Origin of the sequence: Corynebacterium humireducens NBRC 106098 = DSM 45392, assembly GCF_000819445.1 — a bacterium.
Taxonomy (GTDB): domain Bacteria; phylum Actinomycetota; class Actinomycetes; order Mycobacteriales; family Mycobacteriaceae; genus Corynebacterium; species Corynebacterium humireducens.
In genome coordinates this window covers 1,635,456-1,648,667 of sequence record NZ_CP005286.1, presented here as the reverse complement: position 1 = coordinate 1,648,667, position 13,212 = coordinate 1,635,456, and the positions used below count along the sequence as shown (strand labels likewise).

13 protein-coding genes are annotated in these 13,212 nt (G+C 70.1%); 11 read left to right on the top strand and 2 right to left on the bottom strand.

What is annotated here, in order from left to right; all coding sequences use genetic code 11:
* The first annotated feature begins 3 nt into the window (after nt 1–3).
* Nucleotides 4–516 (top strand): GNAT family N-acetyltransferase, encoded by a 513-nt coding sequence (locus B842_RS08210; protein ID WP_040086080.1) that lies wholly within the window; start codon nt 4–6, stop codon nt 514–516.
* Here the strand turns inward: B842_RS08210 and B842_RS08205 are convergent.
* Complete coding sequence (locus B842_RS08205; RefSeq protein WP_040086079.1) at nt 506–2,431, bottom strand: MMPL family transporter; 1,926 nt, start codon at nt 2,429–2,431, stop codon at nt 506–508. The genes B842_RS08210 and B842_RS08205 overlap by 11 nt on opposite strands.
* A gap of 20 nt (nt 2,432–2,451) precedes the next feature.
* Complete coding sequence (locus B842_RS08200) at nt 2,452–3,159, bottom strand: hypothetical protein (RefSeq protein WP_061241396.1); 708 nt, start codon at nt 3,157–3,159, stop codon at nt 2,452–2,454.
* 33 nt (nt 3,160–3,192) lie between these two features.
* Here B842_RS08200 and rimP point away from each other — a divergent pair, with 33 nt between their 5' ends.
* The 10 genes from rimP (at nt 3,193) to B842_RS08150 (ending at nt 13,160) form a co-directional block, all read left to right on the top strand.
* Nucleotides 3,193–3,747 carry a ribosome maturation factor RimP gene (gene rimP / locus B842_RS08195; RefSeq protein ID WP_040086077.1) on the top strand — a complete coding sequence of 185 codons (555 nt, stop codon included), beginning with the start codon at nt 3,193–3,195 and terminating at the stop codon, nt 3,745–3,747.
* On the top strand, nt 3,744–4,736 hold the full coding sequence (nusA, locus tag B842_RS08190; protein WP_040086076.1) for a transcription termination factor NusA: 993 nt from the start codon (nt 3,744–3,746) through the stop codon (nt 4,734–4,736). Before rimP ends, nusA begins: the two co-directional genes overlap by 4 nt.
* A 97-nt stretch (nt 4,737–4,833) precedes the next feature.
* On the top strand, nt 4,834–5,154 hold the full coding sequence (locus tag B842_RS08185; protein ID WP_040086075.1) for a YlxR family protein: 321 nt from the start codon (nt 4,834–4,836) through the stop codon (nt 5,152–5,154).
* A gap of 111 nt (nt 5,155–5,265) precedes the next feature.
* Nucleotides 5,266–8,004, top strand: coding sequence for a translation initiation factor IF-2 (infB, locus tag B842_RS08180; protein WP_040086074.1), 2,739 nt, complete (start codon nt 5,266–5,268; stop codon nt 8,002–8,004).
* Nucleotides 8,005–8,015: 11 nt separating this feature from the next.
* Nucleotides 8,016–8,807, top strand: a complete 792-nt coding sequence (locus B842_RS08175) for a metallophosphoesterase family protein (RefSeq protein ID WP_040086073.1) — start codon at nt 8,016–8,018, stop codon at nt 8,805–8,807.
* Nucleotides 8,808–8,865: 58 nt separating this feature from the next.
* Nucleotides 8,866–9,300, top strand: a complete 435-nt coding sequence (gene rbfA / locus B842_RS08170; RefSeq protein ID WP_040086072.1) for a 30S ribosome-binding factor RbfA — start codon at nt 8,866–8,868, stop codon at nt 9,298–9,300.
* 2 nt (nt 9,301–9,302) lie between these two features.
* On the top strand, nt 9,303–10,256 hold the full coding sequence (locus B842_RS08165; RefSeq protein ID WP_040086071.1) for a DHH family phosphoesterase: 954 nt from the start codon (nt 9,303–9,305) through the stop codon (nt 10,254–10,256).
* Nucleotides 10,253–11,539 carry an MATE family efflux transporter gene (locus B842_RS08160; protein WP_040086070.1) on the top strand — a complete coding sequence of 429 codons (1,287 nt, stop codon included), beginning with the start codon at nt 10,253–10,255 and terminating at the stop codon, nt 11,537–11,539. The genes B842_RS08165 and B842_RS08160 overlap by 4 nt, the downstream gene beginning before the upstream one ends.
* A 159-nt stretch (nt 11,540–11,698) precedes the next feature.
* Nucleotides 11,699–12,511, top strand: a complete 813-nt coding sequence (locus tag B842_RS08155; RefSeq protein ID WP_040086069.1) for a metallophosphoesterase family protein — start codon at nt 11,699–11,701, stop codon at nt 12,509–12,511.
* Nucleotides 12,504–13,160: a 4'-phosphopantetheinyl transferase family protein gene (locus tag B842_RS08150; RefSeq protein WP_040086068.1), complete on the top strand. Its 657-nt coding sequence runs from the start codon at nt 12,504–12,506 to the stop codon at nt 13,158–13,160. Before B842_RS08155 ends, B842_RS08150 begins: the two co-directional genes overlap by 8 nt.
* Nucleotides 13,161–13,212 lie beyond the last annotated feature (52 nt).

Sequence of the window (13,212 nt, the reverse complement as noted above, 5' to 3'; positions counted from 1 at the left end):
CACATGCTCCGACAGGCTCTCCTGCGCGACATCCCGTTCATCCGGGAACTGGAACGCCGCGCCGGGGAGCCTTTCCGCACCCTGGGGCTGGATTCGATCGCCGACGACGAGCCCCCGGGCGCGGAGGACCTGGCCGGGCCCATCGCCGACGGGGAGATCCACGTCATCGACGAGGGGCGCCCCGACGGGCGGCTGTCCGCCTGGCTGTGGCTCATGCCTCTCGACGACGGCCTGCACATCGAGCAGGTCTCCGTCGACCCGGAGCACCGCGGCAGGCGGCTGGGAACCGGACTGGTGCGGTGGGCGCTGGCGCAGGCGGCGGAACGCGGGCTGCCCGAGGTGACGCTCACGACCTTCGCCGACGTCCCCTGGAACGGGCCGCTCTACCGGCGGCTCGGGTTCCGGGTGCTGGCGGAGGAGGAGATGAAGCCGGGGCTGCGCATCATCCGGGAGATGGAGCGGGCCCTCGGCCTCGACGTGGTGCCGCGGGTGGCGATGCGCACGCTCACGCCCTGACGCGGCCCGGCCACCAGGTCCGCTCACCCAGCAGCTGCACCAGCGCCGGGATGAGGATCGTGCGCACGACCAGGGTGTCGAGCAGGACACCGATGAAGATGACGATGCCCACCTGTGCGAGCACCACCAGCGGCAGGACGCCCAGGGCGGCGAAGACGGCGGCCAGCAGGATGCCGGCCGAGGTGATCACGCCACCGGTGGCCGACAGCGAACGCAGGACGCCCTCGCTCGTGCCGTGAGTCCGGGCCTCCTCGCGGGCGCGGGTGATGAGGAAGATCGAGTAGTCGATGCCCAGCGCCACGAGGAACACGAAGGAGTAGAGCGGGGTGAGGGCGTCGAAGCTGGTGAAGCCCAGGACGCCGGTGGAGATCCACCAGCCCAGGCCGAGCGCCGCGATGTTGGTGAGCAGGACCGTCGCGGTCATGATCACCGGCGCCACGACCGACCGCAGCATCACCATCAGTGCCACCAGCAGGACCAGCAGGATCACCGGGAAGATGAGGGTACGGTCCGCGGCGGCGGACTGCTCGGTGTCGTGGAGCTCGGCCTCCTGCCCGCCGACGAGCGCGTCGGTGCCCTCCAGGGAGGAGCGCAGTTCCTCGGTGGTGCCGCCGCTGACCTGCAGGATGTCCCACTCGCCGGCGGGTTCCTGCGGGGTGACGTTGTGGCCCGCGTCCGCGAGGACGGCGGTGACGCGCTCCGGCTCCTGCGTGGCGATGATCGCCGGGGTGGCCTCCTGGTCCGGGAACTTCTCCTCCAGCACAGCCGCGGCGGTGATGGACTCCGGGGTGTCCAGGAACTGCTCGGCCTGGGTGAGCCCCGTGCGGATCTGCAGGGCACCGAGGCTGGCGACCCCGAGCACGAGAAGGGAGACGACCGTGACCAGGGCCGGCCGGGCGCGCACCACGCCGCCGATGCGGTCCCAGAGACCGTGCCTGATCTCCTGCCCGACGCGCGGGATCCGCGGCCAGAAGATCCACCGGCCGAAGAGCAGCAGGACGCCCGGCAGGACGAACACGGCGAAGAGGAACGCGACGGCGATGCCGAACATGGAGGCCAGACCGAGGCCCCGGGTCGTCGGCACGGCGGAGAGCAGCAGGCAGGCGACGCCGAGGATGACGGTGGCGGCGGAGGCGAAGACCGTCTTCACCGTCGGCCCCCACGCGGTGGCCATGGCCTCGAAGCGGTCCTCTGTGCCGTGCAGCTCATCGCGGTAGCGGGAGATGAGCAGCAGGGCGTAGTTGGTGCCGGCGCCGAAGACGAGGACGGAGAGGATGCCGGCGGTGGACTCGTTCCAGGCGGCCCCGAGGGCGTCGAGGGCCCACGTGTAGCCGGTGGCGGCGACACGGTCGGCCAGGCCGATGACCAGCAACGGCAGGATCCACAGGAGAGGGGAGCGGTAGGTGACGATGAGCAGGACCGCCACGATGCCGCCCGTCACCGCCAGCAGCAGGACGTTCGCGCCGGCGAAGACTCCGGCGAGGTCGCCCTCGATGGCCGCGGGGCCTGTCACCTGCGCTGTCACCCCCGCGGGCAGGTCCGCCGACGCCTGCTCCCGCAGCCCGGTGATCTTCTCGGAGTTCTCGGTGAGGCTCTCGGAGATGACCTCGACCGGCACCAGCGCCGCGGTCATGTCCCCGTTGGGGATCAGCGGCCCACCCAGCTCCGCGGCCCGCGGCCCGAGGGCGGCCAGATCGAGGGGGTCGTCGCTGCTGAACAGGACGAGCGCGGCACCGCCGTTGTCGCCGGGGCGTTCCTGCAGGATGCGGGCGACCCGTGTGGAGTCGACGTCGTCCGGGGCCATCGCGGTCGGATCGGAGGGGGCCTCCGCCGGACCGAAGGACAGGGCGACGCCCGCGAGGACGATGAGCAGGAGGGCGAGCCAGCGGAAGGCCCGGGCGGTGGAGGTACTCACCTCTCCCAGGCTACCGGCGGTTATTCCGGTGCGGCGGCGGCACGGGCCAGCCACTCACGCCAGGCGTCGGCCTGCGCGTCGCGGACCGCGGCGAGCCACATGTCGGCGCTCGCCTTCTCCAGCTGCGCCACGAACCCCGGCGCGGCAGGGTCGGCGCCCCCGCGTAGTTCATAGCCCGGCTCCGCGACGGGGACGTCACCGGTGGGCTCCAGGATCCCGCGGAGGAGGGTGATGCGGTGCTCGGTGGCGTCGATAAGCGGGTCGGTGAGGTCGGGGGAGTGGAAGGCGCGGGCGACCTCGAGGCCGTGGAGCGTGGCGAACTCCGCGCGCAGCAGCGCGCGCGCCTGTTCGGCCTCCGCCTGGAGGAGGGTGTGGTCGCCCGGGGCCTGCGTGGCCAGCTCCACGGACTGCCGGGCGATGAGGTCCCGGGACTCGGCGGGGACGGCGTCGACGGCGTCCACCGTGACCAGGAAGGCGTCGCCCGGTTCCACCGGGGTGGGGGTGTAGTCGCACGACACGGGCACGGAACCGTCCTCGTGGGCGCCGCACAGGCGCGCGATCTCCGCCTCGAGCTCCGCGGCGTGGGCGGTGCGGCCGTCGGCGTGCGCCCGGTCGGCGAGGGCCGCCACCTCGGGGTTCGGCTGCGGACCGAGGAACTCGGCGACGTCCTCCAACGAGCAGGAAGCCAGCAGCGGCACGAGCAGCAGGGGAGCGAGGCGACGGTTCACAGCCGACACCATACCCGCGATAGGGTGTGTGTCATGGCATTCCCCGGCGAAGCAGAACTTGTCACCCTCATCACTCCCGTCACACAGTCGTGCGGCCTCGACATCGAGGGCGTCAAGGTGACCCGTGCGGGCCGGAAGTCGGTCGTCGGCATCTTCGTCGACTCCGACATCCGCCCCGACCTCGACCTGCTGGAGCAGGTCTCGCAGGAGGTCTCCATGCTTCTCGACGCCGCCGAGGAACGCGGCGAGGTCAACCTCGGCGCCGGCTACACGCTGGAGGTCTCCACCCCGGGCGTCGACGCCCCGCTCACCCTGCCGCGCCACTGGCGTCGCAACCGTGGCCGCCTCGTGGAACTGCTGGAGGACGGGCAGAAGTCCACGTGGCGTGTCGGTGCCCTCTCCCCGGACGAGACGGCCGTCGTGCTGGTGCGTCCGGTGAAGAAGGACCTCGAGATGCGGGTCCTCGAGTTTTCGGAAAACGTCCGCGCGGTGGTAGAAATTGAATTCTCGAACCCCCCGGCAGCCGAGACAGAGCTGACCGGACTTGACTATGACCAGGCTCTCACCTGGCAGGAGGACAACAAGTGAATATCGACATGGCTGCGCTGACCACCATCGAGAAGGACAAGGGCATCCCGGTGGATGACATGCTCCAGACGATCGGCAGCGCACTCATCCACGCCTACCGTGAGTACCGCGGGGAGGAGGAGAACAACGAGGCCCGTGTCGACATCGACAAGGCCTCCGGCTCCGTCGCCATCATCGTCAGCGAACTCGACGAGGACGGCAACGTCACCTCCGAGTACGACGACACCCCGGGCAACTTCGCCCGCATCGCCGCCGGTGCCGTGCGCGACGCCATCGTCAAGCGCCTCCGCGAGGCCGAGAACGTCCGCCTCTTCGACGAGTACCAGGCCTTCGAGGGCCGCGTCGTCTCCGGCGTGGTCCAGCGCGACGAGACCGCGAACTCCCGCGGCATCGTCATCGTCCAGCTCGGCACCGAGGCCGACCCACAGGACGGCATCCTCCTGCCCGCCGAGCAGATCCCCGGCGAGAAGCTCGAGCACGGCGACCGCGTGAAGGCGTACATCGTCGGCGTGAACAAGGGTCCCCGCAACGTGCAGGTCAACCTGTCCCGCACCCACCCGGAGCTGGTCCGCGGACTCTTCGAGCTGGAGGTCCCCGAGGTCGCCGACGGTTCCGTCGAGATCCTCGGCATCGCCCGCGAGGCCGGCCACCGTTCCAAGGTCTCCGTCGCCGGCAAGGTCAAGGGGCTCAACGCCAAGGGTGCCTGCATCGGCCCGCGCGGCCAGCGCGTGACCAACATCATGAACGAGCTCGGTGGTGAGAAGATCGACATCATCGACTGGTCCGAGGACCCGGCCACCTACGTCGGCAATGCCCTCGCCCCCTCCAAGGTGGTCAACGTCGAGATCACCGACGCCGAGGCCCAGACCGCGAAGGTCACCGTGCCGGACTACCAGCTCTCCCTGGCGATCGGCCGCGAGGGGCAGAACGCCCGCCTGGCGGCGCGTCTCACCGGCTGGAAGATCGACATCCACTCGGACATCAACTGAGACGTTCACCGGCCGGGAGTTCAAATTCAGGTGAAAATGGGGTAAACTGTTCGATGGCCCATGTGCCGTCGATGATCAGCACCTGAGTAGGAGACGAATGACGCAGACCCGCGCACCCCGCGAGATCCGCGTCCGTACCTGCATCGCCACCCGTGAGCGTAAGCCCGACATCGAGCTGCTCCGGGTGGTTCTTGATCCCCGGGACCCGACCCGCCTGCTGGCGGACCCGGGCCGGAGGCTCCCCGGTCGGGGAGCGTGGATCACACCTGACATCACTGCACTCGAGCTGGCGGAACAGCGCCGCGCCTTCGGGCGGGCGTTCCGGGTGTCCGGGACAAGCCTGGACACAGGTCACGTGCGTACGTACCTCGCAGCAACCGCTGCCGGACCCGACATTGTAAGGAAGACCGAACACTGATGAGCACAGCACGATGAAGCATCAGCGATGAAAGTCACAGACGTCATCTAGAGGTCGAGTTCCCTTTCCGGGGCTTGACGCTCGATCTCTGGTAACAACAAGAGGAGTAAAGTGCCCGGAAAGCTACGCGTCCATGAGCTCGCAAAGAGGCTCGGCGTAACCAGCAAGGAACTGCTCGCCACGCTCAAGGAGCAGGGCGAGTTCGTGAAGACCGCTTCGTCTACCGTCGAACCCCCGGTGGTTCGCAAGATGGAGGCGCTCTACCAGAAGAAGGACGGCGGCGCGGCCAAGCCCGCGGCCAAGCCGTCCGCAGGTGCCCCGAAGCCCGGCCCCAAGCCGGGTGGCGCACCCAAGCCGGCAGCCCCGGCACCGAAGCCGGCCGCACCGAAGCCGGCGGCACCGGCCCCGAAGCCGGCCGCACCGAAGCCGGCGGCACCGGCCCCGAAGCCGGCTGCCGCAGAGGCCCCCAAGCCGGCTGCCCCGAAGCCGGCTGCCCCGAAGCCGGCCGCACCCGCCCCCAAGCCGGGTGGTGCACCGAAGCCGGGCGCCGGCGCCATGCCGCGTCCGATGCCGCGTCCGGGTGGTCGCCCGCGCGTGGCCAACAACCCCTTCTCCACCGGTGGTGGGGACCGTCCGGCACCGCGTCCGGGCGGTGGCCGTGGTCAGGGCGGTCCGCGCCCCGGCGGCGGTCGTGGCGGCCAGGGCGCACCGCGTCCGGGCCAGGGTGCCCAGACTGACCGTCCGGCACAGGGCGGCGGCCGTCGTCCGTCGCCGGCCATGATGCCGACCTCCCAGGCCCCGACCCCGGGCCAGATGCCGCAGAAGGCGGCCGGCGCCGGTCGTGGCCGCGGTGGCGGTCCGGGTGGCCAGGGCCGTGGCCCGGGTGGCCCGGGTGGCGGCGGTTTCCGTGGCGGCGGACGCCGCGGCGGTACCGCAGGTGCCTTCGGACGTCCGGGCGGCGCACCGCGTCGGGGACGTAAGTCGAAGCGTCAGAAGCGCTCCGAGTACGAGGCGATGCAGGCCCCGAACGTCATCGGTGGCGTTCGTCTGCCCGACGGCGGTGGCGACACCGTGCGTCTGCGCCGTGGTGCCTCCCTGTCCGACTTCGCCGAGAAGATCGGCGCGGATCCGGCAGCACTGGTCCAGGCACTGTTCAACCTCGGTGAGATGATCACCGCCACCGCGGCAGTCCCGGAGGAGACCCTCCAGCTGCTCGGTGCCGAGATCAACTACAACGTCGAGGTCGTCTCCCCGGAGGACGAGGACCGCGAGCTGCTCGAGTCCTTCGACCTGCAGTTCGGTGAGGACGAGGGCGGCGAGGACGACCTCGCGAAGCGCCCGCCGGTCGTGACCGTCATGGGTCACGTCGACCACGGTAAGACCCGACTGCTCGACACCATCCGCAAGGCGGACGTCGGTGCGGGTGAGGCCGGCGGCATCACCCAGGGCATCGGTGCGTACCAGATCAAGCGCGTCGTCGATGACCGCGAGCGCCGGATCACGTTCCTGGATACCCCGGGTCACGAGGCATTCACGGCCATGCGTGCCCGTGGTGCCAAGTCCACGGACATCGCGATCCTCGTGGTCGCCGCCGACGACGGTGTCATGCCGCAGACGGTGGAGGCCATCAACCACGCGAAGGCGGCGGATGTGCCGATCGTCGTCGCGGTGAACAAGATCGACAAGCCGGAGGCCTCCCCGGACAAGATCCGTGGCCAGCTCACCGAGTACGGTCTGGTGCCGGAGGAGTACGGCGGCGACACCATGTTCGTCGACATCTCCGCGAAGCAGAACCTCCACATCGATGAGCTGCTCGAGGCTGTCGTCCTCACCGCGGACGCGTCGCTGGATCTGCGCGCCAACCCGGAGATGGACGCCCAGGGTGTCGCCATCGAGGCGCACCTCGACCGCGGTCGCGGTCCGGTGGCCACCGTCCTGGTCCAGCGCGGTACCCTCCGCGTCGGTGACTCCGTCGTCGTGGGTGACACCTACGGCCGCGTCCGTCGCATGATCGACGAGCACGGCCACGACGTGGAGGAGGCGGGCCCGTCCCGTCCGGTCCAGATGCAGGGCCTCAACGGCGTCCCCGGCGCCGGCGACAACCTGCTCGTCGTCGAGGACGACCGTGTCGCACGTCAGATCGCCGCGCAGCGTGACGCCCGCAAGCGTTCCGCCGCCCAGGCACGCGCCCGCAAGCGCGTCTCCCTCGAGGATCTGGATGCGGTGCTGAAGGAGACCAGCGTCCTCAACCTCATCCTGAAGGGCGACAACGCCGGTTCCGTGGAGGCACTGGAGGAGTCCCTGCTCAAGATCGAGATGGAGGACGAGGTCGAGCTCAACATCATCGACCGTGGTGTCGGTGCCGTCACGCAGACCAACGTCTCGCTGGCTGCCGCGTCCGACGCCGTCATCATCGCCTTCAACGTCCGTGCCGAGGGCAAGGCCACCGAGGAGGCCAACGCCGAGGGCGTGGACATCCGTTACTACACGGTCATCTACCGCGCCATCGAGGAGGTCGAGGCCGCCCTCAAGGGCATGCTGAAGCCGATCTACGAGGAGAAGGAGATCGGTACCGCCGAGATCCGCGCGATCTTCAAGGCCTCCGCCATCGGCCTCATCGCAGGTTGCATGGTCGAGTCCGGCAAGGTCCGTCGCAACGCCTCGGGTCGCCTGGTCCGCGACGGCAACGTCATCGCCGACAACGTCAAGATCGAGTCCCTGCGACGCGAGAAGGACGACGTCACCGAGGTCAACGCCGGTTACGAGTGCGGTATGGTCCTGTCCTACCCGGACATCCAGATCGGCGACAAGCTCGAGGTCTTCGAGATGGTCGAGGTCCCGCGCGACTAACCTCGGGGTGCATGAGCACCTTGTGGCTGGTCTCTGACCTGCACGTCACCTTCCCCGCCAACCGTGAGCGCGTCGAGCGCCTGCGGCCGGCGGAGGAGGGGGACTGGCTCATCGTCGCCGGAGACGTGGCCGAGAGTATCGACACCGTCGTCGACACCCTCGCCCGTCTCCGGCGACTTTTTGCGCGTGTGGTGTGGACCCCGGGCAACCACGAACTCTTCGCCCGCCCCACGGACAGGTACCGCGGGCGGGCCCGTTACGAACGCCTGGTGGAGCTGTTGCGGGAGGTGGGCGTCGATACGCCCGAGGACCCGTACCCCGTCTTCGGGGACGTGACCGTGGCGCCGTTGTTCACGCTCTACGACTACTCCTTCCGCCCCGCGGGCATGAGCGCGGAGGAGGCGCTTGCCGACGCCCGCGCCGCCCGCGCCACCCTCGACGACGAACTGTTCATCGCCCCCTTCGTCGACGTCGCGGACTGGTGCGCCGAGCGGGTCGCCTACTCCCGCGACAGGCTGGCGGAGGTGGAGGGCCCGACGCTGCTGGTCAACCACTGGCCGCTCGTGGAGGAACCCACCCGCCGCCTGCGCCACCCCGAGATGGCGCTGTGGTGCGGCACGACGCTCACGCGGTCCTTCGTGCGTGACCACCGGGCCGTCGCCGTCGTCCACGGACACCTCCACATGCCCGGCGAGATGCACGTGGACGGCGTTCCGCATGTCGACGTCTCCCTCGGCTACCCCTTCGAGCAGGCCCGGATGCCGCGGCGGGCGTGGCCCCTGCCGGGGCTGCGGGTTCCCTGACAGTGCCCGGCGGGTAGAATGGAGCACCGTATTCGCACCCGGACTCAAGGAGACCGACATGGCTGACAACGCCCGCGCCGGCCGCATGGCCAAGCGCATCCAGACGATCGTGGCCTCGGCTATCGAACGCGAGGTGAAGGACCGTCGCCTGGAGCTGATCACCGTCACCGACACCCGGGTCACCGGAGATCTGCACGACGCCACCGTCTACTACACCGTCCGTGGCCGCACCATCGACGAGGAGCCGAACTACGACGAGGCCGCCGAGGCCCTGCACCGCGCCCGCGGGCAGCTGCGCAAGATCGTCGGCGACCAGCTCGGGGTGCGCTTCACCCCGACCCTCGCCTTCGAGGTCGACACCGTGCCGGAGGCGTCCGCCCACATGGAGGCGCTGCTGGCCAAGGCCCGGGCCCGTCACGCCGAGCTGGCCGAGCTCAAGAAGAACGCCACGCCGGCCGGCGACGCGAACCCGTACAAGACCGAGGAGCCGTAGTAGTGCACTCCTACGCCGAGGCAGCCGCGGCTGTCACGGCCGCGCGATCGGTGGCTGTCGTGGGGCACGTGCGCCCCGACGCCGACGCCATCGGTTCCGTCTGCGCCACCGTCGGTGCCCTGCGTCAGCTGGGCAAGGAGGCGGTGGGTCTGATCGGTCAGACCTGGCCCTACGCCGAGAATCTGCAGACCATCCCCGGCGCGGAGGAGGTGCAGCTGGTGGAGGAGCTCCCCGACGTCGACCTCATCATCACCGTCGACTGCGGCTCCCTCGACCGCACCGGACGTCTCGCCGGGGACATCGCGGCCCGGGTGGAGGACACCCTGGTCGTCGACCACCACGCCTCCAACGTCGGCTTCGGCGCGGTCAACCTGCTGGACTTCCAGGCGGAGTCGACGACCACGATCCTGGGCCGTCTCTTCGAGGAGCTGGGCGTCGAGCTGGACGTGCCGATCGCGCACGCCCTCTACGCCGGTCTGCTCACCGACACCGGCAGCTTCCGCTGGGGCCGCCCCGAGATGCACACGTACGCCGCCCGCCTCATGGAGACGGGGCTCGACGTCCGCGCGATCGCCGTCGACCTTCTCGACGCCAACTCGCTCGCCGACCTGCGCATGATCGGCCGGGCCCTGGCCAGCGTGGAGATCCACGAGGCCGGTGGGCACCGCCTGGCGCTCATCGTCGCGGACCAGGAGCTGGTGTGCTCCGGTTCCCTGCCGGCGGTGGAGGGGCTCGTCGACTTCGTCCGCACCGTGGAGGGCACGGATCTGGGGGCGGTGTTCAAGGAGTCCGCGCCTGATTTCTGGCACGTCTCCCTGCGTTCCGTGGACATGGACGTCTCCCGCCTGGCCGTGGCCCTGGGCGGCGGCGGGCACATCCCCGCCGCCGGCTACTCGGCGCACGGCACCGCGGACGAGGTCACCGACGCTCTGCTGGCGGAGCTGCGCCGACAGTGACGGTCACCGCCCGGCAGATCTTCGGGCTGGCTCTGCCTGCCCTGGGTGTGTTGGCCGCCACCCCGCTGTACCTGCTCCTGGACACGGCCGTCGTCGGCCGCCTCGGCGCCTTCGAGCTGGCGGCGCTGGCGGTGGGCACGACCGTGCAGTCGACGGTGACCACGCAGCTGACCTTCCTGTCCTACGGCACCACCGCCCGCGCCTCCCGCCTCTACGGTTCCGGGCGGCGTGCCGACGCCGTCGCCGAGGGCGTCCAGGCCTCCTGGGTGGGGCTCGGCGTGGGGCTGCTGCTCGCCGCGGTCGTGTGGCTGTTCGCCGGGCAGATCGGCCTGGCGCTCTCCGGCGACCCGGCCACCGCGGCCGCCGCGGCCCAGTGGCTGCACATCGAGGCCTTCGCCATCCCCCTGACGCTGCTCATCATGGCCGGCAACGGCTGGCTGCGCGGCGTGCAGGACACCAGACGCCCCCTCTACTACACGCTCGCGGGCGTGATTCCCGGCGCGATCCTCATCCCGGTGCTCGTCGGGCAGTTCGGGCTGCCGGGCTCGGCGATGGCCAACGTCGTGGGCATCAGCATCACGAGCACGCTCTTCCTGCTGGCCCTGCGCCGGGAGCACACGGGCAGCTGGCGACCCCGCTGGGACATCATGCGCCGGCAGCTCGTCATGGGACGGGACCTCATCGTCCGCTCCCTGTCCTTCCAGGTGGCGTTCATCTCGGCGGCGGCGGTGGCGGCGCGGTTCGGCACCTCCTCGCTGGCGGCGCACCAGATCCTGCTGCAGCTGTGGAACTTCATCACCCTGGTCCTCGACTCGCTGGCCATCGCGGCGCAGACCCTGACGGGGGCGGCGCTGGGGCGGGGGACGGTGGGCGTCGCGAAGCAGGTGGGGCAGCGGGTGACGCTGTACTCGCTCATCTTCGCCGCCGCCCTGGGCGCCGGGTTCGCCCTCGGGGCGGGGCTTATCCCGCGCATCTTCACGGACGACGGGGACGTGCTCGCGTCGATGGGCGGGCCCTGGTGGCTCATGATCGTGATGATCATCCTCGGCGGCGTCGTCTTCGCCCTCGACGGCGTGCTCCTCGGCGCCGGTGACGCCGCGTTCCTGCGCACCATCACCGTCCTCGCCGTGGTCGGCGGTTTCCTGCCCGGTGTGTGGCTCTCCTTCGCCCTCGACGGCGGGCTGACCGGCATCTGGGTGGGTCTGCTGGCGTTCATCCTCATCCGACTGCTCGCCGTGGTCTGGCGCTTCCGGTCCATGGCCTGGGCCGTGGTGGAGCCGTAGTCCCGGGAAATGTTTGGTCACACCTACCGTTCACACGTCAACCCCACGCGTCACATCCCGCGACCTGCGGCAACGCCGATCCGCGCGGAAACCGACGTGTCAACGCGGACACGCCACCGCGACCCGCTGTGGTAGACAACTTAGGAAGGAGGTGCGCCAATGAGTACGACACTGTGGGCGGTCAGCGACCTGCACGGCGCGGTCAAGGCCAACACCGTCCGCTTCGACGAGATCCAGCCGAGCGACCCCTCGGACTGGCTCATCGTGGCCGGCGACGTGGCGGAGCGCACTGATCTGGTGGTGCGCATCCTCACGCAGCTGCGCGACCGTTTCGCGCAGGTCATCTGGGTGCCGGGCAACCACGAGCTGTTCTCCCGCTCGACGGACCGCTACCAGGGGCGCGACAAGTACACCGAACTCGTCGAGGCCTGCCGGGCCATCGACGTGCTCACCCCGGAGGACCCGTACCCCGTGTTCGGCGGTGTGACCCTCGTGCCGCTGTTCACGCTCTACGACTACTCCTTCCGCGGCCCCGGCATGACCGTCGAGCAGGCCGTCCAGGCGGCGCACGACCGGCAGATCATGATGACCGACGAGTTCGCCATCGCCCCCTTCGTCGACGTCCGCGCGTGGTGCTGGGACCGGCTGGCGTACTCCATCAAGCGCCTCTCGCGTATCGACGGCCCCACCATCCTCATCAACCACTGGCCCCTCGTGCAGGAACCCACCCTCACGATGCGCCACCCCGAGATCGCCCTCTGGTGCGGCACCCGCCACACCCGCACCTGGGCCGAACGCTACAACGCGCAGGCCGTCATCTACGGGCACCTGCACATGCCCGGCAAGATCGAGGTCGCCGGCGTCCCGCACATCGAGGTCTCCCTCGGCTACCCGCGCGAATGGGAACGCCACGGCCACCTCAACCCCTGGCCCTACCCGGTCATGCGCCTCGGAGGTGACGAGGATGCTTGACGCCTCCCTCTTCCCCGACGCGGCGCGCTTCTGCTATGTCATCACCGACAAGCAGCACCCCGACCTGCAGAACTACCACGGACTGCACCCCCTCGAGCAGGCGCTGGTGTCCCACTCCGTGGACATCCGCAAGGCCGAGTTCGGCGACGCCCGCTGGTGCGCCCACCAGGCCCTCTCCGACCTGGGGGAGTGGAACCACGAACCCATCCTCCGCGGCGAACGCGGCATGCCCCTGTGGCCCCGCGACATCACCGGTTCCATGACCCACACCGAGGGCTTCCGGGCGGCCGTCGTCGCCCCCAAGACGCACGTGCGTTCCATGGGCCTCGACGCCGAACCCGCGCAGCCCCTGCCCCGCGAGGTCATCAGCTCCATCGCCCGGCCCGGCGAGATGCCGCAGCTCGAACGCCTCCAGGACGAGGGCATCGAATGCGCCGACCGGCTGCTCTTCTGCGCCAAGGAGGCCACCTACAAGGCGTGGTTCCCCATGACGCACCGCTGGCTCGGCTTCGAGGAGGCGGAGATCGACATCCGCTCCGACGGGTCCTTCGTCTCCTACCTGCTGGTGCGTCCGACGCCGGTGCCGTTCATCTCCGGGCGCTGGATGCTTGACGACGGCTACGTGATCGCCGCAACCGCCGTCACGTAGGCGCCGCCGCCTTCCCGGCTCACTACGGGGGTATTCGAGCTCGGGCATCAAT